Annotated in this window: 17 protein-coding genes and 1 tRNA gene; 16 read left to right on the top strand and 2 right to left on the bottom strand. The window is 70.0% G+C overall.

All coding sequences use genetic code 11. The annotated features are described in order from the left end of the window. Positions 1-176: 176 nt before the first annotated feature. The 3 genes from ACTOQ3_RS08290 to ACTOQ3_RS08300 all read left to right on the top strand — a co-directional run bounded on the left by ACTOQ3_RS08290 (position 177) and on the right by ACTOQ3_RS08300 (position 3,839). A complete protein-coding gene (locus ACTOQ3_RS08290; protein WP_440082799.1) occupies positions 177-2,315 on the top strand; it encodes an ATP-binding protein in 2,139 nt (712 codons plus the stop codon). Between the two features lie 77 nt (positions 2,316-2,392). Then, entirely contained in the window at positions 2,393-2,965 is a 573-nt protein-coding gene (locus ACTOQ3_RS08295; protein WP_440082800.1) for an RNA polymerase sigma factor, read from the top strand. Continuing rightward, positions 2,952-3,839, top strand: coding sequence for a hypothetical protein (locus ACTOQ3_RS08300; protein ID WP_440082801.1), 888 nt, complete (start codon positions 2,952-2,954; stop codon positions 3,837-3,839). Before ACTOQ3_RS08295 ends, ACTOQ3_RS08300 begins: the two co-directional genes overlap by 14 nt. 122 nt (positions 3,840-3,961) lie before the next feature. Here ACTOQ3_RS08300 and ACTOQ3_RS08305 read toward each other — a convergent pair whose 3' ends face one another. After that, entirely contained in the window at positions 3,962-4,981 is a 1,020-nt protein-coding gene (locus ACTOQ3_RS08305) for an adenosine deaminase (protein WP_440082802.1), read from the bottom strand. Positions 4,982-5,424: 443 nt separating this feature from the next. Here ACTOQ3_RS08305 and ACTOQ3_RS08310 point away from each other — a divergent pair, with 443 nt between their 5' ends. After that, a complete protein-coding gene (locus ACTOQ3_RS08310; protein WP_440082803.1) occupies positions 5,425-7,542 on the top strand; it encodes an ATP-binding protein in 2,118 nt (705 codons plus the stop codon). Continuing rightward, positions 7,539-9,578: an ATP-binding protein gene (locus ACTOQ3_RS08315; RefSeq protein WP_440082804.1), complete on the top strand. Its 2,040-nt coding sequence runs from the start codon at positions 7,539-7,541 to the stop codon at positions 9,576-9,578. Before ACTOQ3_RS08310 ends, ACTOQ3_RS08315 begins: the two co-directional genes overlap by 4 nt. Before the next feature lie 136 nt (positions 9,579-9,714). On the opposite strand, the gene ACTOQ3_RS08320 is transcribed toward ACTOQ3_RS08315, so the two are convergent. Then, complete coding sequence (locus ACTOQ3_RS08320; RefSeq protein ID WP_440082805.1) at positions 9,715-10,920, bottom strand: pyridoxal phosphate-dependent aminotransferase; 1,206 nt, start codon at positions 10,918-10,920, stop codon at positions 9,715-9,717. A 245-nt stretch (positions 10,921-11,165) separates the two neighbouring features. Between ACTOQ3_RS08320 and ACTOQ3_RS08325 the strand changes: the two genes are divergently transcribed. The 11 genes from ACTOQ3_RS08325 (at position 11,166) to rpoB (ending at position 21,378) form a co-directional block, all read left to right on the top strand. Next, positions 11,166-11,238: transfer RNA gene (locus tag ACTOQ3_RS08325), tRNA-Trp, on the top strand. Between the two features lie 75 nt (positions 11,239-11,313). After that, complete coding sequence (gene secE, locus ACTOQ3_RS08330; RefSeq protein ID WP_329089906.1) at positions 11,314-11,562, top strand: preprotein translocase subunit SecE; 249 nt, start codon at positions 11,314-11,316, stop codon at positions 11,560-11,562. 73 nt (positions 11,563-11,635) lie between these two features. Then, positions 11,636-12,424 carry a transcription termination/antitermination protein NusG gene (gene nusG, locus ACTOQ3_RS08335; protein WP_440070944.1) on the top strand — a complete coding sequence of 263 codons (789 nt, stop codon included), beginning with the start codon at positions 11,636-11,638 and terminating at the stop codon, positions 12,422-12,424. 145 nt (positions 12,425-12,569) lie between these two features. Next, positions 12,570-13,001: a 50S ribosomal protein L11 gene (gene rplK / locus ACTOQ3_RS08340; RefSeq protein ID WP_362840357.1), complete on the top strand. Its 432-nt coding sequence runs from the start codon at positions 12,570-12,572 to the stop codon at positions 12,999-13,001. Between the two features lie 176 nt (positions 13,002-13,177). Then, positions 13,178-13,891, top strand: a complete 714-nt coding sequence (rplA, locus tag ACTOQ3_RS08345; protein ID WP_440082806.1) for a 50S ribosomal protein L1 — start codon at positions 13,178-13,180, stop codon at positions 13,889-13,891. Positions 13,892-14,035: 144 nt separating this feature from the next. Further along, entirely contained in the window at positions 14,036-14,866 is an 831-nt protein-coding gene (locus ACTOQ3_RS08350; protein ID WP_440070945.1) for an LppX_LprAFG lipoprotein, read from the top strand. 309 nt (positions 14,867-15,175) lie between these two features. Next, on the top strand, positions 15,176-15,700 hold the full coding sequence (gene rplJ / locus ACTOQ3_RS08355; RefSeq protein ID WP_344746617.1) for a 50S ribosomal protein L10: 525 nt from the start codon (positions 15,176-15,178) through the stop codon (positions 15,698-15,700). An 84-nt stretch (positions 15,701-15,784) separates the two neighbouring features. Beyond that, positions 15,785-16,171 (top strand): 50S ribosomal protein L7/L12, encoded by a 387-nt coding sequence (gene rplL / locus ACTOQ3_RS08360; RefSeq protein WP_440070946.1) that lies wholly within the window; start codon positions 15,785-15,787, stop codon positions 16,169-16,171. A gap of 247 nt (positions 16,172-16,418) precedes the next feature. Beyond that, entirely contained in the window at positions 16,419-16,946 is a 528-nt protein-coding gene (locus ACTOQ3_RS08365; RefSeq protein WP_440082807.1) for a hypothetical protein, read from the top strand. Next, positions 16,943-17,467 (top strand): hypothetical protein, encoded by a 525-nt coding sequence (locus ACTOQ3_RS08370; protein WP_440082808.1) that lies wholly within the window; start codon positions 16,943-16,945, stop codon positions 17,465-17,467. Before ACTOQ3_RS08365 ends, ACTOQ3_RS08370 begins: the two co-directional genes overlap by 4 nt. A 443-nt stretch (positions 17,468-17,910) precedes the next feature. After that, complete coding sequence (gene rpoB, locus ACTOQ3_RS08375; RefSeq protein WP_440082809.1) at positions 17,911-21,378, top strand: DNA-directed RNA polymerase subunit beta; 3,468 nt, start codon at positions 17,911-17,913, stop codon at positions 21,376-21,378. Positions 21,379-21,391: the final 13 nt, after the last annotated feature.

The raw sequence follows: 21,391 nt of genomic DNA on the forward strand, positions 1-21,391 counted from the left end.
AGCCATAAAGCACCAGCATTTCCACGGTTCACGCCGTACGGAGGAAGTTCGGCCTCGACCCGGCGGGGAGATTTGCACCGGGGGACAAGGAAACCCCTCTGGGAAATGGCGGGCCGACCGGTTCGTGATTTGAAAACGGTGCGATTCCCGGTGAGTGGAAAAAGGAGCGCGAATCGATGGAACAGATCCAATGGTGGCGCGGGAACCTGCCCGCGGAGACGAATGGCTTCATCGGCAGGGAAAGCGAGGTGCGGCGGCTGCTGGAGCTCCTGGCCGGTACGCCGCTGACCACGGTCACCGGTGTCGGGGGCATCGGCAAGTCGCGGATCGTGGTCAGGGCCGCGCGGGAGCGGCAGGAGCACCACCCCGACGGCACCTGGCTGGTGGAGCTCTCCGGCGAGCGCAACGGCGATCTGCTCGCCCACACGGTCGCGGCCGTCCTCGGCCTCCCGGAGCGGTCCGCGCGGTCGCAGACCGGGACGCTCGTCGAGTTCCTCGCGGGCAGGAGACTCCTGCTGATCCTCGACGCCTGCGAGCACCTCCTGCCGGCCTGCCGCGACCTCGTCACGGAGATCCTGGCGGCGGCACCCGGCGTACGGATCATCGCGACCTCCCGCCGGCCGCTCGGACTGCCGCAGGAGGCGCTGCTCCCCGTCGAGCCCTTCGCGGCACCCGGCCCGGGGGCGGCCGCCCGATGGACGGAAGGCACGGCGCCGGAGGACCCGAGGGCGGAGAGGACGCCGGAGAGGTCGGAGCCGGAGAAGGAACCCCCGGAGGAGCCGGAGGAGCCGGAGGAACCGGAGGAGAACGACGCGCTTCGCCTCTTCCTCGACCGGGCCGGGATCGTGGCGCCCGGCCTGGAGACGACCCGGGCCGGTACGGTGGCCGCGGCCAGGATCTGCCGGAGGCTGGACGGCGTACCGCTCGCCGTCGAGCTGGCCGCCGGATGGCTGGGATCCCTGCCGGTGGAGCGGCTCGCCGATCACTTGGACGACCACTTCGAGGTCCTCCACGGCCGGGCGCGGATCCCCCGCCACCGGATCGCGCGCGCCGCGATCGGCTGGAGCCACGAGCTGTGCGCCCCGCGGGAACGCCTGCTCTGGGCCAGGCTCTCGGTCTTCGCGGGAGGCTTCGACACGGCCGCCGCCGAGTGGGTGTGCGGCGACGAGCACCTGGACGACGTACCGGACCTGCTGGCGAGCCTGGCGGAGAGGTTCCTCCTCGTCCGCGTGCCCGGCGGCTACCGGCTGCCCGCCACGGTCAGGGAGTACGGCAGGGAGCGGCTCGCCCTGCTCGGCGAGGAGGACCGGCTGGTGCAGCGGCACCGCTACCACCACCTCGACCTGGCGCGCAGGGCCGAGGCCGACTGGTACGGCCCCGGGCAGGAGGAGTGGGCCGCCAGGCTCGCCTTCTCCATGACCGACCTCCGCCTCGCCCTCGACCCCGCCTCCCCGACGTCCGTCGAGCTCGCCGGGACGCTCTGGATCCTCTGGTTCTGCCTGGGCCGGCTGAACGAGGGCCGCTACCACATGACGCGGGCGATCGAGGCGGCTCCCGTCACCGATCCCGGGCTGCCCCGGCTCCTGTGGGCCGACGGCTGCGTGGCCATCGCCAGGGGAGAGCTGGAACTGGGCCGCCGCCGGGCGGAGGCGGCGCTGTCGGCGGCCCTCGACTGGGGCGACTACGCGGCGGCCGGGCACGCCCAGCTCCGGCTGGCCAGCGGCTCCCTGTGCTCCGGAGCCCTGGAGGACGTCGAACCCCGCGTCGAGCTCGTCCGCGAGTACTTCCGCCGGGCCGAGGCCGCCACCGTCAGCGAACCCCTCGCCCTGGTGACCGCGGCGATGGCGGTCACCTGGCGCGGCGAGTTCGACAGGGCGGTCTCGGTGCTCAAGGAGGTGCAGCGGCTCTGTGACGCGCGCGGCGAGCGCTGGGCCCGCGCCTGCGGCGACTACGTCCTGTCCATCGCCCAGCTGGGCCTCGGCAGGGTGGCCGAGGCGGCGGAGGCCGCCCGCCAGTCGCTCGACGTCAAGTGGCGCCTGCGCGACGCCACCGGGGTGGCGCTCGCGGTCGACCAGCTCGCGGTGATCGCCGCGGTCGAGGGCGACGGCCGGCGCACGGCCAGGCTCCAGGGGGCGGGGGTACGGCTGTGGGCCACCTTCGGGCTCACGGGCTTCGGCTCGGAGGGCATGTCCGAGCCGAGGACCGTCGCCGAGCGGACGGCCAGGCAGCTGCTCGGCGACGAGACCTATGACGCGGTCTTCGCCGAGGGCTACGAGGCCGACCCGGACGCGGCGGTCGCCTATGCCCTCCACTGACCGCCGAAGCCGCCCCGCCCCCGGCGGGCGATTCCGCGCGCCCGCGGACAGGGACTTCCGCAAACGGCTCGTATGCGGTGGAATCTCTCACGACATCCGCGAAGGAGCCCCCGACGGACGACGACGAGGCGATCACCCGATCGCTGGCCGGTGATCTGGACGCCTACGAGGTGCTGGTCACCCGCTACAGCGCGATCGCGCACCGCACCGCGGCCATGCTCGGGGCCGCCGACGAAGCCGAGGACGTGGTCCAGGAGGCGTTCGTCAAGGCACACCGCCATCTGGCCTCCTTTCGCAGGGACGCGCACTTCCGCCCCTGGCTGCTGCGGATCGTGGCCAACGAGACGCACAACCTGACCCGCTCCCGCGGACGTCGCGACAGGCTGGCCGCGCGGCTCACGGACGCCGTTCCCGAGCCGGGCGAGGGGCCCGAGGAGGCGGCGGTGGCGACCGACCGGAGGGCGCGGCTCCTCGACGCGGTGCGTACGCTGCCCGAACGGGAACGCGAGACCGTGGTCTGCCGGTACTTCCTACAGCTGTCGGAGGCCGAGACCGCCCAGGTGCTCGACCTTCCCGTCGGTACCGTCAAGTCGCGGACCTCCCGCGGCCTGGCCCGTCTGCGCGAGGAGGTGGCCCGTGACCTCACCTGACGACCTCGAAGCCCGGCTCCTCGCTCTCGGCCGGTCCCTCGACGTCCCGTCCCCGCCCCCCGCCGACGTCGCGCGGGCCGTACGGGCCCGCCTCCAATCACCCCTCGCCTCCGAGACGCCGGCCCCTGAGACACCGGTTACCGAGACTCCGGCCCCTGACGCACCCGTCCCAGAGACACCGGCGACGGCCCCTGGAACCGCCGCTCCCGGGACGCGTGTCCCCAAGGCGCCCGCGGCCCCCGGCGCTCCCGGCGCCCTCCGGCGCGGGTGGGAGGCGCTGCGGGACGGCGGCCGGGCGCGCCGGCGGGCGGCGGTCGCCGCCGCCGCGATCCTCGTCGCCCTGCTGCTGGGGGCGACGCCCGCGGGAAGGGCGGCGGTCGCGGAGATCCTGCGCTTCGCGGGGGTCGAGTTCAGGACCGGCGGCCCGGGGCCGCTGCCCTCGGGGGTGCCCCAGCCGCTGCCCGGCGAGCGGCGGGTCACCCTGGAGCGGGCCCGGGAACAGGTGGCGTTCCCGATCTCCCTCCCGGCCGCGCTCGGCGCTCCCACAGAGGTCAGGGTGAGCGACGGCGGCAGGGTGGTGTCGCTGTTCTGGCCCGGCCTGAGACTGGACGAGTACGACGGCACCCTCCATCTCGTCTTCCGCAAGGAGCTCGGCCCGCCCTGGCCGCAGGAGACCGGCGTGGGCGCCTCGCGGGCGCAGTGGATCCCGGTCCACCACGGCCTCACCTACCTGCCCAGGAGCGGTGGTCAGGCCGCGGTCCGTCCTCGCCCGGCCGGGCCCACCCTCATCTGGCAGCGGGGACGGGTCGGCCTGCGCCTGGAGGGCGTCGGGGAGCTCGGCCGTGCCCTGGAGATCGCCCGTTCGGTCCGCTGACGCCGGCCCGGCGCGTTGGCGGCCGACCGGCCGACCGGCTGGAGATCGCCCGCTCGGGTCAGCCGGCCGGACGCGTCGGCGGCCGGGGGCCGTGTGGCGCGTCGGAGCCGGGGACCGCCCGCTCAGCCCTCCGGCGCCAGCCAGTCGTCGATCTCCTGGAGAAGCTTCTCGCGCACGTCGTCCGGAGCCGCCGACGCCCGTACCGACTGGCGGGCCAGCTCGGCCAGCTCCGGGTCGGAGAAGCCGTACACCTGCCTGGCGAGCTCGTACTGGGGCAGCAGCCTGGCGCCGAACAGCAGCGGGTCGTCGGCGCCCAGCGCGATCGGCACCCCCGCCTCGAACAGGCGCCGCAGCGGCACGTCCTCGGCGCGCTCGGCCACCCCGAGACCGACGTTGGACGTCGGGCAGACCTCACAGGTGATCCCCCGGGCCGCGAGGCGCTCCATGAGCCTGGGCGACTCGGCCGCCCGCACCCCGTGCCCGACACGGTCGGCGTCCAGCACGTCGACGCACTCGGCCACGCTGGCCGCGCCCAGCAGTTCCCCGCCGTGCGGCACCGCCAGCAGGCCGGCGCGCTTGGCCAGCCGGAAGGCCCCGTCGAAGTCGCGGGCCCGTCCGCGCCGCTCGTCGTTGGAGAGCCCGAACCCGACCACGCCCTGGTCCATGTAGTGCGTGGCGAGGCGGGCGAGCGTCTTGGCGTCGAGGGGGTGGCGGGTGCGGTTGGCGGCCACCACGACGGCGATCCCTATCCCCGCGTGGTCCGCGGCCCTGCGCGTCGCGTCGAGCATCAGCTCCATGGCCGAGGTGAGCCCGCCGAATCTCGACGCGTACCCGGAGGGGTCGATCTGGATCTCCAGCCAGCGCGATCCCTCGGCGGCCTCGTCCTCGGCGGCCTCGCGCAGCAGCCGGTAGACGTCGCTCTCCCGCTGCAGGACCGAGCGCGCGATGTCGTACAGCCGCTGGAAGCGGAACCAGCCCCGCTCGTCGGTCGCGCGCAGCCGGGGCGGCCAGTCCTCCTCGAGCGCGTCGGGAAGGTGTAACCCGTGCTCGCGGGCGAGCTCGACGAGGGTCGAGTGCCTCATGGAGCCGGTGAAGTGCAGGTGCAGGTGCGCCTTGGGCAGTTCGCTGAGGGGACGTGGCATTTCAATATGGTGCCGTACCCCGGGCGGCCCCGATCGAGGGCCCCGCGGTTTTTGGCCTCGACCTGACGATCCGTTCGCGTGCCGGGGAGGGCTGGAGGGGCCTTGCCGGCGGCGGAAGGAGACGGGGCGGCCTTGACGGGTTTCCTGCCGTACGGGGTACGGCGTCGCTGCGATCCCGGTCCGTGCGCGTCACCGCACGGCGCCGGGGACCTGGCCGGGAACGCGCAGGCCCCCGCCCATCCTCCCCGGTGTTTCGCGCTGCTTTCCCAATTGCCTATTTATAGGTTTTAAGGTGTTATTTCGGGCGGGGGTTACCGGGTTCAGGGCACACCCATCCATATCCGATCCCCTGTTATATCGAGGAAATTTAGGAAACGGGCTTTCAGCGGACCACGTCTCCGTGCGACCGTGGAGGCACACGTTGTCAGGACGCTGGGGCTGCCATGGAAGCGGACGTCTTCGTCGGCAGGGAAACGGAACTCGCCGACGTATCCGCGCTGCTCGAAAGGGTCCGGCACGTCACGCTGACCGGCCCCGCGGGGGTCGGGAAGACCTGTCTCGCCCTGCGGCTGGCCCGCACCCTCGAACCCGCGTTCCCCGGCGGCGTCCACGTCGTGGAGCTGTCGGAGGCCCCCGCCGACCTCGACTCCCTGGCCGAGACGCTCGCCGGCGCGATCGGCACCCACCGCGAGCCCGGCGTCCCCGCGCTGCGGGCCCTGGTCGACGAGTTCCTCGCGCGCCGGACCCTGCTCGTCCTCGACACCTGCGACCGCGTCGTCGGCACCGCGGGCATCCTGGTCGGCCTGCTGCTCCGCTCGGTCGAGGGACTGCGCGTCCTGACCACCAGCAGGCAGCGGCTGGGCCTGCCCGGCGAGCACCTCTACCCGGTCGGCGGCCTGCCCGACGCCGACGCCGTCCATCTGATCACCGCCCTCGCCGGTGACCGGCTCGGCGGCACCGATCCGGCCGAGCTCTGCCGGCGCCTCGACAACCTGCCGCTGGCGATCCGGCTCGCCGTGGCCGACGGCATCCCCGGCGGCCCCGGCACCCTCGACGGGCTCGCCGCCACTCTCGACGGCCGCCCGATCTCCACCGCCGGGCTCGCCGCCTTCGACGGCCACGTGACCTCCCCCGACGAGATCGCCGCGGCCCTCGAAGGCCGTACGACGCCCGCGGCCGAGCGCGAGATCCACGCCGAGAGGGCCGGCGCCACCCCGCGCGGGCGGGCCGCCGCTCCCCGGCGGCACAGCTCCATGCGCGTCGCCCTCGGCTGGAGCCACGAGCTCTGCACCCCGCAGGAGCGCCTCCTGTGGGCGCGGGCCTCGGTCTTCGCCGGCACCTTCGACATCGAGGCCGCCGAGGAGGTCTGCGCCGGCGGCGCCCTCGCCGTCAAGGACGTCCTCGACGGGCTGCTCGGCCTGCTCGACAAGTCCGTCCTCGTCCGCGAGGAGGGCGAGGGCGGGGTCCGCTACCGCCTGCTCAACACCGTCCGCGAGTTCGGCGTGGTCTGGCTGGAGCGGCTCGGCGAGACCGACGAGACCCAGCGCCGCCACCGCGACCACTTCCTCGCGCTGTCCGCCCGCGCCGAGATGAGCTGGCAGGGCCGCCAGCTGGAGTGGTACCGCAGGCTGGTCCTCGAATGCGGCAACATGCGCGGCGCCATCGAATACTGCTACTCCCGGCCGCCGGAGTACCGCAAGGGCCTCGACCTGGTCGGCAACCTGTGGTTCCTGTGGGCGTGCTGCGGCATGCAGGCACCCGGCGACGACCTCCTCCAGCGCGGCCTCGATCTCGACCACACCCCCAGCCCCGAGCGGGTCAAGGCCCTCTGGGTGCACGCCTGGGTCTCGATCCAGCGCGGCGACCTCGAACGCGCCGAGCGCATCCTCACCGAATGCGCCGCCGAGGACGCCGACGGCTACGCCACGGCCTACGTCAGCCAGTTCCAGGCCCACCTGGCCGTCGTCAGGGGCGACGTGGTCGAGGCCCTGCGGCTCATCAAGCACGCCCGGGTGCGCCACCGCTCCACCGGCAACGTCTTCCCCGGCTTCCTGCCCACCTACACCGTGGTCGCCACCGCCATGATGCTCGCCGAACACCACGACCAGGCCGTCGCCGTCCTGCGCGAGGGACGCGAGCTCTGCGAGTCCTGCGGCGACTACTGGACGCTCATCCGCCTCGACCTCCTCCTGGCCCAGGCCGAGCACGCCCTCGGCAACACCGCCTCGGCCGTCGAGTTCGCCTGCGCCTCCCTGCGCGGGGCCCGCCTGTTCGGCGACAGCATCTCCCTCATGGAGGCGCTGGAGGTGTTCGTCGTGATCGCCGAGGCGTGCGCCGACGACACCTTCGCCGCCGCCATGTTCGGGGCGTCAGACGCCGCGTGGAAGAGCGCCGGTGTCCCGCCCAGCCGCTCGCCCATGATCGCGAGCCGGATCCGCGCGGCCGAGCTGAGGCTGCGCGGGCGCCTGGGCAGGGCGGAGTTCGACCGGCTGGAGGCGTGGGGAGGTTCGATCAGCCTGCGCGAAGCCGTGGAACACGCACTCCAGGGAGAACTTTCTTGACGCGTTGCGGCAACCTGCCGGCCGAGATGAACAGCTTCGTCGGCCGCGCCACCGAACTCGACGAGATCGCGAAACTCCTCACCCGGACGCGCCTGCTCACCCTGCGCGGCCCCGGGGGCGTCGGCAAGACGAGGCTGGCCCTGCGGGCCGCGCGGAACGTCCGAGACGACTACCCCGACGGCGTCTGGGTGGCCGAGCTCTCCGCGGAGAGCGACGGCGGCCTGCTCATCCACGGCGTCGCCGGAGTGTTCGGCCTGCACACCCAGGCCGAACGCCCCGCCCTGGAGTCCCTCATCGAGTATCTCGCCGACCGGCGTCTCCTCATCGTCCTCGACACCTGCGAACACCTGATCGAGTCCTGTGCGGCCATGGTCGTCGCCGTCCTGACCGGCGCGCCCGACGTCCAGATCATCGTGACCAGCCGCCAGGAGCTCGGCCTGCCGCTGGAGGTCGTCATGGTCGTCGAGCCCTTCCCCGTCCCCCCGCCCGAGGCCGCCGACCTCGCCGACCACGACGCGCCGAGCCTCTTCCTCGACCGCGCCAGGGCCGTGGCCCCCGGGCTGCGCACGGACGAGCGGGCCATGATGGCCGTCGCCAGGCTCTGCCGCCGGCTCGACGGCATGCCGCTCGCCATCGAGCTGGCCGCCAGCCACATGCGCGGCCTGTCGGCGACCCAGCTCGCCGACCAGCTCGACATCCATTTCAAGCTGCTGGCCGACGGTGAGGGGCTCCCCGTCCGCCACCACACCCTCCGCACCGCCGCAGGCTGGAGCCACGAGCTGTGCACGCCCGCCGAACGCCTGCTCTGGGCCCGCCTGTCGGTCTTCCCCGCCGCCTTCGGCACGGAGGCGGCGCGCGGCGTGTGCGAGGACGAGCGCCTGCCCGACGTCCCCGGAGTCCTCGCCACGCTCGCGGCCAAATCCGTCGTCGCCCGCGTGGGGGACCGGTACCGCCTGCTCGACACCATCAGGGACTACGGGCGGGGCTGGCTCGCCGAGCTGGGCGAGAGCGGCCTGATGGCCCGCAGGTACCGCGACCACTACCTGTCCACCGCCCGGCGCATGGGCACCGAATGGTACGGCCCGCACCAGCTCGAATGGGCCTGCTGGGCGCGCGGGGAACTGCCCAACATCCGCGCGGCCCTCGACCGCTGCCTCGCCACGGGCGACCACCACGGCGCCCTGGAGCTGGCCGGGGCCCTGTGGGTGCTCTGGTGCCATCTGGGGCTCGTCCGCGAGGGCCGCCACTATCTCGACCGCGCCCTGGCAGCCGCCCCCGTCACCGACCGGGCCAGGTCCAGGCCGCTCTGGGTCGCCGCCCATCTCGCGCTCATCCGGGGAGACATGTCCCTGGCACGCGACAGGGCCGAGGAGGGCCTCGAGAGCGCCCGGCGGCACGGTGACGCCGACGCCGAGGCACACGCCCTCCTCGCCCTCGCCGAGGCCCGCCTGTTCACCGGTGACCTGGACCTGGAGAGCGCGCGGGCGTACGCGCTGCGCGTGGCCGCCGGGCTGGACCCCACCTCGCCGGGGATGCTCTTCCTGCCCTCCTTCCTCGCGATGACCGCCACGTTCGGCGGCGACTTCGACGAGGCGGTGAGGATCCTGCGCGAGGCGCGCTCCCGCCACGAGGTACGAGGGGAGCTGTCACAGCGCGCCATGGACGACTACGTCCTCTCCCTGGCCCTCTTCGGCCGGGGAGACATCGCGGAGGCCTCCGCGGCGGCCAGGGCGGCGCTGGAGGTCAAATGGCGGCTGAGGGACACGGTCGGCAGCGTCCTCGCCATCGACCAGCTCGCCAGGATCGCCGCCGCCGCGGAGGACGGCCACCGCGCGGCCTGGCTCCTGGGAGCCGCGCAGCGCATCTGGACCACCTTCGGGCCGCCCGCCGCCGAGGCCGACATCCTGACCGCGCTCCGCGAGGCCGTCGGGGCCCGCGCGGTGTGCCTGATCGGCGAGGTCGCCTACGCGCGGGCCTTCAACGAGGGCGCGGCCTCCCACTTCGAGGGCGCCGTGACCTACGCCCTGCGGGACTGACCGCATCGAGGGCGCCGTGACCTACGCCCCGCGAGAGTGTGACCGCTTCGAGGGGCGCCGCGGCCCACGCCCCGGGAGGCCGAGCCCGCCCGGCGCGTACGGAGGTCGTGCCCGGCCGGCCGGGGAGCCGTCGTGCTCAGCCGGCCTGGCCGAGGAACTTGGCGAGGCGGCTCACGCCCTCGGTGAGGTCGTCGTCGCCGAGCGCGTAGGACAGGCGGAAGTAGCCCGGGGTGCCGAAGGCCTCACCGGGGACGACCGCCACCTCGGCCTCCTCCAGGATGATCTCGGCCAGCTCGGCGGAGGTCGCCGGGCGCCTGCCGCCGAACTCCTTGCCCAGCAGCGCCTTGACCGACGGGTAGGCGTAGAACGCGCCCAGCGGCTCGGGGCAGAGCACGCCCGGGATCTCGTTGAGCATCCGGACCATGGTCCGGCGGCGCCGGTCGAAGGCGCCGCGCATCTCCGCCACGGCCGACAGGTCGCCGGTGACGGCGGCCAGCGCGGCGGCCTGGGCGACGTTGGAGACGTTGGAGGTGGCGTGCGACTGCAGGTTGGACGCGGCCTTGACGACGTCCTTGGGGCCGATCAGCCAGCCCACCCGCCAGCCGGTCATCGCGTAGGTCTTGGCGACGCCGTTCAGGACCACGACCTTGTCACCCAGCTCGGGGACCACGGTGGCGATGCTCGCGAACGTGGCGTCGCCGTACGTGAGGTGCTCGTAGATCTCGTCCGTGACGACCCACAGGTCGTGCTCGACGGCCCAGCGGCCGATCTCCGCGACCTGCTCGGGGGTGTACACCGCGCCGGTCGGGTTGGACGGCGAGACGAAGAGGAGGACCTTGGTGCGGTCGGTGCGCGCCGCCTCCAGCTGCTCCACGCCCGCCAGGTAGCCGGTGGTCTCGTCGGTCACCACGTCGACCTGGACGCCGCCGGCGAGCTTGATCGCCTCGGGGTAGGTCGTCCAGTACGGGGCGACGACCAGGACCTCGTCGCCCGGGTCGAGCAGCGTGGCGAACGCCTCGTAGACGGCCTGCTTGCCGCCGTTGGTGATCAAGACCTGGGCCGCCTCCACCCGGTAGCCGGAGTCGCGGAGCGTCTTGTCGGCGACGGCCTGCTTCAGCTCGGGAAGGCCGCCGGCCGGGGTGTACTTGTGGAACCGGGGGTTCCGGCACGCCTCGACGGCCGCCTCGACGATGTAGCCGGGAGTCGCGAAGTCCGGCTCACCGGCGCCGAAGCCGATGACCGGGCGGCCCGCCGCCTTCATCGCCTTGGCCTTGGCGTCCACGGCGAGCGTGGCGGACTCGGAGATCGCGGAGATGCGCGCTGAGATGCGAGGACGGGTCATACCTCCATGGTTACAGACCTGTGCCGATGTTTCCGCCGCATATCCACCATGCGGACGCTCCTCCCCGCAAGCGGTACGAGCACCGGGAAAGGTCTCTGACCTGGGCGATCGCCTGTCGGTTCGACGCGGTGGCCATTCACACGTAGACTCCGGCATGGTCTTTCCGCCGCATGCGTGAACCGGCGGTCAAGACCGTGAGCCACGGACAAACTTCGGTCCAACCGATGTATGGTGGTTCATGTCTTAGGGCACTAGCGCAATTGGTAGCGCACCGGTCTCCAAAACCGGCGGTTGGGGGTTCGAGTCCCTCGTGCCCTGCTAGGAGCGGTCCGCGCATCAGGCGTCCAGCGCGCCGCTTATGTGCGTTGGACTCGATGGATTCAGGTGAGGACTGTGGCGATCGACACGCGCGGCGAAACCGCAGACAAGCCGAGCGGTGAGAAGAAGACTAAGCGCACTTCTCCCGCCCTTTTCTACCGTCAGGTAGTCGCCGAGCTGCGTAAGGTCATCTGGCCTACGCGCAAGGACCTCATTTCGTACACCATCATCGTCCTGGTCTTCGTTCTGATCATGGTCGGGATCGTGTCGGCTTTGGACGCGCTGTTCACCGAGGGCGTGCTGAGAATCTTCGGCGGAGCCTGAGCCGCGGTCTCCAGCGGGCGAGACAGCCCCGCGGACGAGTCCATCAGCCATCGACGAAAAGAGAAAGAGCACCGTGTCCGAGTCTGCACAGTCGGCCGGCGAGCCCCGCGAAGAGCGCGAGGACGAGCTGGAGAAGGCCGTCGACGTCACCGAGGATTCGTTTGACGAGTCCGACGGGCAGGACGTCGACGCCGAGACCGACGCCGACGCCGAAACCGAGGCCGAGCAGGCCCCGGCCGGCGCCGTCGACGAGGACGGTGACGTCCTTCCCGACGTCGACCCGGTCGAGGAGTTCAAGCGGCACCTGCGGAGCCTGTTCGGCGAGTGGTACGTCATCCACTCCTACGCCGGCTACGAGAACCGGGTGAAGTCGAACATCGAGACCCGCACGCAGTCCCTCAACATGGAGGACTACATCTTCCAGGTCGAGGTGCCCACCCACCACGTGACCGAGATCAAGAGCGGCAAGCGCCAGCTGGTCAAGGAGCGGGTGCTGCCCGGCTACGTGCTGGTCCGGATGGAGCTCACCGACGAGTCCTGGTCCGCGGTGCGTAACACGCCCGGTGTGACCGGTTTCGTGGGCCTTTCCAACAAGCCGAGCCCGCTGAGCCTCGAAGAGGTCGCCAAGCTGCTCGCACCGGAGCCCTCGGAAGAGGTCAAGAAGTCCACCGCGAAGGCCTCCGCCGCGACGGTCGACTTCGAGGTCGGCGAGTCCGTCACCGTCATGGACGGCCCGTTCGCCACGCTGCCCGCCACGGTCAGCGAGATCAGCGCCGAGTCGCAGAAGCTCAAGGTGCTCGTGTCGATCTTCGGTCGCGAGACCCCGGTCGAGCTCTCGTTCAACCAGGTCTCGAAAATCTAAACCGGTCGCGTAGACTTCATCAGTCTGCCCCGCGGTCGCGGGGATGGTTCCACGTTCGCGGCACTGGCCAATGCGCACTTGCCGTGAGCCCCGCGGTCGCGGGATCTGGAACATCGTTCAGAGAAGCAAGGACCCGGAGAGAAGCATGCCTCCTAAGAAGAAGTTCGCCGCGCTGGTCAAGGTCCAGCTCCCCGCCGGCCAGGCCACGCCCGCGCCGCCGGTCGGTACCGCCCTCGGTCCGCACGGCGTCAACATCATGGACTTCGTGAAGCAGTACAACGCTGCCACCGAGGCCCAGCGCGGCAACATCATCCCCGTTGAGATCACCATCTACGAGGACCGCACCTTCACCTTCGTCACGAAGACGCCCCCGGCGCCTGAGCTGATCAAGAAGGCCGCCGGTGTGGCCAAGGGTTCGGCCGTCCCGCAGAAGGACAAGGTGGGCAAGCTCACCAAGGAGCAGCTGCGCCAGATCGCCGAGACCAAGATGCAGGACCTCAACGCCAACGACGTCGCGGCGGCCGAGAAGATCATCGCCGGCACCGCCCGGTCGATGGGCATCACGATCGTCGACTAGCACCATCCGCCGTACGGAATCGGCGGTGACCTCGCGGCGGCGAACCGCATCCGCGAGACCGGCGGGGACCGGCGGCGAGCGCGATCTCGATCGCGCCGACCATCAGACATCGAAGTAAGTGGAGGGGCCAGGCGCTGGCCCGCACCACGAACACTCGGATCCACAGGAGTGATCACATGAAGCGCAGCAAGGGATACCGCGACGCGGCGGCGCAGGTCGACCGCGAGACCCTGTACAGCCCGGCCCAGGCGGCCAAGCTGGCCAAGGACACCAGCGTCGCCAAGTTCGACGCCACCGTCGAGGTGGCCCTGCGGCTGGGTGTCGACCCCCGCAAGGCCGACCAGATGGTCCGTGGCACCGTCAACCTCCCGCACGGCACCGGCAAGACCGCCCGGGTCCTGGTCTTCGCGACCGGTGACCGTGCCGAGGAGGCTCGCGCCGCGGGTGCCGACATCGTCGGTGCCGACGAGCTGATCGACGAGGTCGCCAAGGGCCGCCTCGACTTCGACGCCGTCGTCGCCACCCCGGACCTCATGGGCAAGGTCGGCCGTCTGGGCCGCGTGCTCGGCCCCCGTGGCCTGATGCCGAACCCCAAGACCGGCACCGTGACCCCGGCCGTCGGCAAGGCCGTCACCGACATCAAGGGCGGCAAGATCGAGTTCCGTGTCGACCGGCACGCGAACCTGCACTTCATCATCGGCAAGGTGTCCTTCGGCGAGCGCCAGCTCATCGAGAACTACGCCGCCGCCCTCGACGAGGTGCTGCGTCTCAAGCCGTCCGCGGCCAAGGGACGCTACGTCAAGAAGGTCGTCTTCTCCACGTCCATGGGCCCCGGCATCCAGGTCGACCCCAACCAGACGCGGGCGCTGACCGCCGAGCTCGACGCCTGATACCAGACGTCTTCCGCGGAAGGCCTCAACCGAATGGCCATTCGGTTGAGGCCTTTCTTCGTTCTCCCGGACGACGCGCCAGGCTTTGTCGACGCGTAGTGTCTTTATCAGGATCATCGGGGGAACGAAAGGGTGGAAGACGAAATGCGCCGATTGGCTCCCGCACTTGCACTGGGAGCGGCCGCGCTCGTCGCGGTCGCGGGATGCGGTGCGCAGGGCACCAGCTCCCTCGGAAACATCAAACTCGCCGCGGCGGACGCGGTGCAGCAGAGCGCACAGAAGGCCCAGGAGGTCACCTCCTACTCCGCGGACGTGGTTCTCGACGCCAGCGGCGGCGAGAAGGGCGCGGGCAAGGTCCAGGGCAGCATGCTCTACCAAAGCAAGCCTCAGCTGGCCACGGACATCAGGCTCGACACGATCACCTTCGGCGGGCAGAACGTGCCCGGTGGGGCGCGGGCCATCCTGTCGGGCGACACGGTCTACGTGAAGTCCGAGCTCATCAACAGGTTCGCCGGCACCACCAAGCCGTGGACCAAGGTGTCGCTCAGCGAGCTCGACGCCAAGGGGCAGTCCGAGATCAGGAAGTTCATGGACCAGGCCCAGCAGTTCGACCTGGCGGGCACCGTCAAGCTGCTGACCGCGTCGAAGGACGTCAAGGCGGTCGGCACCGAGACGGTCGGCGGGGTCGACACGACGCACTACAGCGGCACCTTCCCGGTCGCCGAGGCCGCCCAGCTGATCGACCCGGCCAAGCGTGAGAAGCTCCAGGAGCAGCTCTCGCAGGCCAAGAACGTGAAGTTCGACCTCTGGGCCGACGCCCAGAGCCTGCCCCGTAAGGTGACGCTCAGCGGCTCCGAGAAGGACGCGACGTTCAACCTGACGGCACTCTTCAAGGGCTTCAACGAGCCCGTGGAGATCACCGCCCCGCCCGCCGACCAGGTGGGCGACCTGCCCGAGCACCGCGGCGGAAACTGACGTTTCCCCCAGGCTCGCGCCCCCGGCCCACCGGCCGGGGGCGCGAGCCTTTTCCGTGGGTCTCCGTCGGGGGACGCCGAGTTGGCATTCGGGACGGGAGGACGTAAGCTGTCAACGCCGAAGACCGCCGGTCGTCGTCAAGCCGCATGGCCTGACGACTTAAGGATCCACGTCAGTGGACGGCCCGCGTAGGTTGTGATGTGAGTTTTCATCTGGACTAACCTCCTCATGTGAGCCCCGTGCGCCTGCGCCGGGGCTTGTTCGCTTCTCTGGGCCCTTTGCCCCGGCGGCACATCTGGAAGGAGGCCCATGGCGAAGGCAGAAAAGGCAACGGCTGTCGCTGAGCTGAAGAGCAGCTTCGACGGCTCCAATGCTGCCGTTCTGACCGAATACCGCGGTCTCACCGTCGCTCAGCTCAAGCAGCTGCGCGTTTCCCTCGGTGAGAATGCGAAGTTCGCCGTGGTGAAGAACACGCTGACCAAGATCGCGGCCACCGAGGCCGGGTTCAACCAGCTCAACGACCTGCTCGCGGGTCCGTCGGCGATCGCGTTCGTCAACGGCGACGTGGTCGAGGCTGCCAAGAGTCTGCGTGACTTCGCCAAGGCCAATCCCCTCCTGATCATCAAGGGCGGTGTCGTCGACGGCAGGTCGATGACGCCGGACGAGATCAGCAAGCTTGCCGACCTCGAGTCGCGTGAGGTTCTCCTCGCGAAGCTGGCCGGCGCACTGAAGGCGAAGCAGGGCCACGCGGCCGCCGTCTTCAACGCGCTGCCCACCAACATGGCTCAGCTGGCCGAGGCCCTGCGCGCCAAGCGCGAAGGCGCCGGCGAGTAGGTCCGCGCAGGCGGTCACAGGGGATTAACGCAAACCGCGGTCCCAACTTTCTTTAGTAGTTCAGATCCGTATGGAGGAACCATCATGGCGAAGCTCAGCACCGACGAGCTGCTCGACGCTTTCAAGGAGATGACTCTCCTCGAGCTGTCCGACTTCGTGAAGCTCTTCGAGGAGACCTTCGACGTCAAGGCTGCCGCCCCCGTCGCCGTCGCCGCCGCCGCCCCCGGTGCGGCCGCTGTCGAAGAGGTCGAGGAGCAGGACGAGTTCGAGGTCGTCCTCGAGGCCGCCGGCGAGAAGAAGATCCAGGTCATCAAGGAGATCCGCGCCCTGACGAGCCTGGGCCTCAAGGAGGCCAAGGACCTCGTTGACGGCGCTCCCAAGTCCGTCTTCGACGGCAAGGTCAACAAGGAGCAGGCCGAGAAGGCCAAGGCCGCCCTTGAGGGCGCCGGCGCTTCGGTCACCGTCAAGTAGTTCGTTTCATCGAAAAGAGCGGGTCCACCTGGTGCCGGTGGCCCGCTCTTTTCGTGTTTCCGCGTCCGGCCGGTTCGTACGTGGTCGAGCGGGGCGGGGGAAATGGCCCGGGGCATGTGCGCGAAGGCCGTTATGTGAATCTGCGTGGCGGGTTATGATCCGGCGATCGGGGAGCATGCCGTCCCGGGCGGCGAAGCAGCCGCGCTCGCCGGCCCGCGTTCCGCAGACCGTGCGATGGGAGAGACGCATGGCAGTGCACGCCACCCGCTCCCGTCGCTCGCGCCGCTCCCGGCGACCGCTCAGGATCGCCGTACCGATGCTGGGAATGCTGATCGCCGGACTGCTGGCCGCCGCGTTCTGGGTCGGTGCCACCCTGCGCGACGCCCAGACGGCCGCTGACGACAGGCAGGCGGCGCTGCGGGCGGCGGGGGCCCACGCCGTTCATCTGCTCTCCGTGGGCTACAGGAGCGTCGACGACGACATCGGGCGCATCCTCGGCACCTCTACGGGCGCGGCCAGGGCCGAGTACGCCAGGACCGCCGCGGAGCTCAAGAAGAGCACGGTCAAGGACAAGATCCTCCAAACAGGCGCGCTGCGGGCCTCAGGGCTGGTCTCACTGAGGGGGAGTACCGCCCAGGTGATGGTGGTGGGCGACGCGGTGGTCCGGCGGGACGGGAGCAAGGACGCTCCGCAGGAGCGGTTCTACCGGTGGAACATGGAAGTGACCAAGGTAGGGGGAGCCTGGCTGGTGTCCAAAGCGGAGCTGGTGCTGTGAGACGTGTCTCCCGGCTGGCGATCGGGCTCATGGTCGCCGTCGCGCTCGCGCTCGCGGCGGCCGTCTGGATCATGTTCACCGACCTGAGCCGGTTGCGCGCGGACGAGACGGCGGGGCGGGAGGCGCTCGCCGCGGCCCGCGCGGTCGCCCCCGACATGCTGTCGTACGACTATCGTACGATCGAACAGGATTTCGCAAGAGCGGGCGGATACACCACCGGGGCGCTCAGCCTGCACTACCGGCAGCTGGCCAGGAGCATGGCCGCGCAGGCGAGAAAGCAGAAGACGGTGCAGCAGGCCGCGGTGACCGGGGCCGGGGTGGAGTCGGTGGAGTCCGGTGACTTCGGCAGGGTCGAGGTGCTGCTCTTCATGAGCATGAGCACCGTCAGGACCCCCGAGGGCGAGAAGGAGCCCCGCCGGGTCGTCAGCCAGAACCGGGCCAGATTCATCATGGTCAAGAAGGACTCCCGCTGGCTGGTCTCGGAGCTCTCCACGCTGCTCGGAGACCCTCCGCCACCTTGATCGGCGCGTCGCTTTACCCAATTGTTAGTAAAGGCTTGGTTTAGGTTGGGCACACGGTTGGGTACATCGGCCATGGCAGCGTCGATCGTCAGTCGATCCCTCGGCTAGCGTTCGATCCGCCGAGTGACTCAGCGTCAGCCGCACCAGGTCGGGCATCGTCTCCGGCCTTGTGGTGTACGCAGGTCACCCGGTGGGAAAACTCCCAAGGTCTGGGCCATTTCCCGGCCGAAATGTCAGCTCCCGGGCTTGACGTTTCGGCTCTGACGGGCGATGCTGCGACCAACGTGGAGCTTGCAGCGAGACTGAAGTGGACAGGTGTATGCCGTTCGGCTACACTGCCCCTTTGCGCTGCCCTTTGACGACCCGCTTCTTTTGGTGCTCTGATGCATGGTCGTCTGGCGTGCGTGTAGTCAGTCCGCCGCGAGCCCTCGGAAGGACATCTGTTGGCAGCCTCGCGCAACGCCTTCGCCGTACCCGCCGGTCCCCGTCGTGTGTCTTTCGCACGAATTCAGGAGCCGCTAGAAGTTCCTGACCTTCTCGCTCTTCAGACCGAGTCCTTCGACTGGTTGCTCGGCAACGAGAAGTGGAAGGGGCGGGTCGAGGCGGCTCGCCAGGCCGGGCGCAAGGACGTTCCGGCCCAGTCGGGCCTCGAAGAGATCTTTGAGGAGATCAGTCCCATCGAGGACTTCTCCGGGACCATGTCCCTGTCGTTCCGCGATCACCGGTTCGAGCCGCCCAAGTACTCAGTCGATGAGTGCAAAGACAAGGACATGACCTACTCCGCCCCGATGTTCGTCACGGCGGAGTTCATCAATAACACCACTGGTGAGATCAAGAGCCAGACCGTGTTCATGGGCGATTTCCCGCTCATGACCGGCAAGGGCACATTCATCATCAACGGCACCGAGCGTGTCGTCGTCTCCCAGCTGGTCCGGTCCCCGGGCGTCTACTTCGACCGCAGTGTCGACAAGACCTCCGACAAGGACCTCTATGGATGCAAGGTGATCCCCTCCCGGGGCGCCTGGCTCGAGTTCGAGATCGACAAGCGTGACAGCGTCGGTGTCCGCATCGACCGCAAGCGCAAGCAGGCCGTCACCGTCCTGCTCAAGGCGCTCGGCTGGACCAGCGAGCAGATCCTTGAGCGTTTCGGTCAGTACGAGTCCATGCGCGCCACCCTGGAGAAGGACCACACGGCCGGCCAGGACGACGCTCTGCTCGACATCTACCGCAAGCTGCGCCCGGGCGAGCCGCCGACCAAGGAGTCGGCGCAGACGCTGCTGGAGAACCTGTACTTCAACTCCAAGCGTTACGACCTCGCCAAGGTCGGCCGATACAAGATCAACAAGAAGCTCGGGGTCGACAGCGAGATCACCCAGGGCACGCTCACCGAGGACGACATCGTCGCCACCATCGAGTACATCGTCCGGCTGCACGCCGGCGAGGTCGAGATGCCCGGCGCCAACGGTGAGATCGTCGTCGAGACCGACGACATCGACCACTTCGGCAACCGCCGTCTCCGCACGGTGGGTGAGCTCATCCAGAACCAGGTCCGCCTGGGCCTGGCCCGCATGGAGCGCGTCGTCCGCGAGCGGATGACGACCCAGGACGTCGAGGCGATCACGCCGCAGACCCTGATCAACATCCGCCCGGTCGTGGCGTCGATCAAGGAGTTCTTCGGCACCTCCCAGCTGTCCCAGTTCATGGACCAGACCAACCCCCTGGCCGGCCTGACGCACAAGCGTCGTCTGTCCGCGCTGGGCCCCGGTGGTCTGTCCCGTGAGCGGGCCGGCTTCGAGGTCCGTGACGTCCACCCGTCGCACTACGGCCGCATGTGCCCGATCGAGACGCCGGAAGGACCGAACATCGGTCTGATCGGCTCGCTGGCCTCCTTCGGCCGGGTCAACTCCTTCGGTTTCGTCGAGACCCCCTACCGCAAGGTCGTCGACGGCCGGGTCACCGACCAGGTCGACTACCTGACCGCGGACGAGGAGGACCGGCACGTCATCGCCCAGGCGAACACGCCGATCGGTCCCGACGGAACGTTCCTCGAGCCGCGCGTGCTCGTCCGCAGGAAGGGCGGGGAGTTCGAGTCCCTGCGCGCCAACGAGGTCGACTACATGGACGTCTCGGCACGCCAGATGGTGTCCGTGGCGACCGCGATGATCCCCTTCCTGGAGCACGACGACGCCAACCGCGCGCTCATGGGCTCCAACATGCAGCGCCAGTCGGTGCCGCTGCTCAAGAGCGAGGCGCCGCTGGTCGGCACCGGCATGGAGTACCGTGCCGCGACCGACGCCGGCGACGTCATCACCGCCGACAAGGCGGGCGTGGTCGAGGAGGTCTCCGCCGACTACGTCACGGTGATGAACGACGACGGCACCCGCACGACCTACCGGGTCGCCAAGTTCAAGCGCTCCAACCAGGGCACCTGCTTCAACCAGAAGCCGATCGTCAAGGAAGGCGACCGGATCGAGGTGAACCAGGTCGTCGCCGACGGTCCCTGCACCGACGACGGCGAGATGGCCCTGGGCAAGAACCTCCTCGTGGCGTTCATGCCGTGGGAGGGCCACAACTACGAGGACGCGATCATCCTCTCCCAGCGCCTGGTGCAGGACGACGTCCTGTCCTCGATCCACATCGAGGAGCACGAGGTCGACGCCCGCGACACCAAGCTGGGCCCCGAGGAGATCACCCGGGACATCCCGAACGTCTCCGAGGAGGTCCTGGCCGACCTCGACGAGCGCGGCATCATCCGCATCGGCGCCGAGGTCGTCCCGGGCGACATCCTCGTCGGCAAGGTCACGCCCAAGGGCGAGACCGAGCTCACCCCCGAGGAGCGCCTGCTTCGCGCGATCTTCGGTGAGAAGGCCCGCGAGGTCCGTGACACCTCCCTGAAGGTGCCGCACGGCGAGCAGGGCAAGGTCATCGGCGTCCGCGTGTTCAGCCGCGAGGAGGGCGACGAGCTCCCCCCCGGCGTCAACGAGCTGGTCCGCGTCTACGTGGCCCAGAAGCGTAAGATCACCGACGGCGACAAGCTGGCCGGCCGGCACGGCAACAAGGGCGTCATCTCCAAGATCCTTCCGGTCGAGGACATGCCGTTCCTCGAGGACGGCACCGCCGTCGACATCATCCTCAACCCGCTGGGCGTGCCCGGCCGAATGAACGTCGGCCAGGTCCTGGAGACCCACCTCGGGTGGATCGCCGCCAGAGGGTGGGACATCACCGGCATCCAGGAGGCGTGGGCCGAGCGGCTGCGCGACAAGGGCTTCGCCGAGGTCGAGCCGCGCACCAACATGGCCACGCCGGTGTTCGACGGTGCCAACGAGGAAGAGATCATCGGTCTGCTCGACAACACCCTGGTCAACAGGGACGGCGGGCGCATGGTCGGCGCGAACGGAAAGGCCCAGCTGTTCGACGGCCGTTCCGGGGAGCCGTTCCCGCACCCGATCTCCGTCGGCTACATCTACATCCTGAAGCTGCTCCACCTGGTCGACGACAAGATCCACGCCCGTTCGACCGGCCCCTACTCCATGATCACTCAGCAGCCGCTCGGCGGTAAGGCCCAGTTCGGTGGCCAGCGCTTCGGTGAGATGGAGGTCTGGGCCCTGGAGGCGTACGGCGCCGCCTACGCCCTGCAGGAGCTGCTCACCATCAAGTCCGACGACGTCCTGGGCCGCGTGAAGGTCTACGAGGCGATCGTCAAGGGCGAGAACATTCCCGAGCCGGGCATCCCGGAGTCGTTCAAGGTGCTCATCAAGGAAATGCAGTCGCTGTGCCTGAACGTCGAGGTGCTCTCCAGCGACGGCATGTCCATCGAGATGCGCGACACCGACGAGGACGTCTTCCGCGCCGCGGAGGAGCTCGGCATCGACCTGTCCCGGCGTGAGCCGAGCAGCGTCGAAGAGGTCTGATCTAGAAGCTGAG

Source organism: Streptosporangium sp. LJ11 (assembly GCF_051918945.1).
GTDB lineage: Bacteria > Actinomycetota > Actinomycetes > Streptosporangiales > Streptosporangiaceae > Streptosporangium.

Bases quoted from the DNA above. Each gene is read 5' to 3' on its own strand.
- rplA (WP_440082806.1), top strand. From the start codon at position 13,178: ATGAAGCGCAGCAAGGGATACCGCGACGCGGCGGCGCAGGTCGACCGC.
- rplJ (WP_344746617.1), top strand. From the start codon at position 15,176: ATGGCGAAGGCAGAAAAGGCAACGGCTGTCGCTGAGCTGAAGAGCAGC.
- ACTOQ3_RS08365 (WP_440082807.1), top strand. From the start codon at position 16,419: ATGGCAGTGCACGCCACCCGCTCCCGTCGCTCGCGCCGCTCCCGGCGA.
- ACTOQ3_RS08350 (WP_440070945.1), top strand. From the start codon at position 14,036: ATGCGCCGATTGGCTCCCGCACTTGCACTGGGAGCGGCCGCGCTCGTC.
- ACTOQ3_RS08320 (WP_440082805.1), bottom strand. From the start codon at position 10,920: ATGACCCGTCCTCGCATCTCAGCGCGCATCTCCGCGATCTCCGAGTCC.
- rplK (WP_362840357.1), top strand. From the start codon at position 12,570: ATGCCTCCTAAGAAGAAGTTCGCCGCGCTGGTCAAGGTCCAGCTCCCC.
- rplL (WP_440070946.1), top strand. From the start codon at position 15,785: ATGGCGAAGCTCAGCACCGACGAGCTGCTCGACGCTTTCAAGGAGATG.
- ACTOQ3_RS08310 (WP_440082803.1), top strand. From the start codon at position 5,425: ATGGAAGCGGACGTCTTCGTCGGCAGGGAAACGGAACTCGCCGACGTA.
- ACTOQ3_RS08305 (WP_440082802.1), bottom strand. From the start codon at position 4,981: ATGCCACGTCCCCTCAGCGAACTGCCCAAGGCGCACCTGCACCTGCAC.
- ACTOQ3_RS08290 (WP_440082799.1), top strand. From the start codon at position 177: ATGGAACAGATCCAATGGTGGCGCGGGAACCTGCCCGCGGAGACGAAT.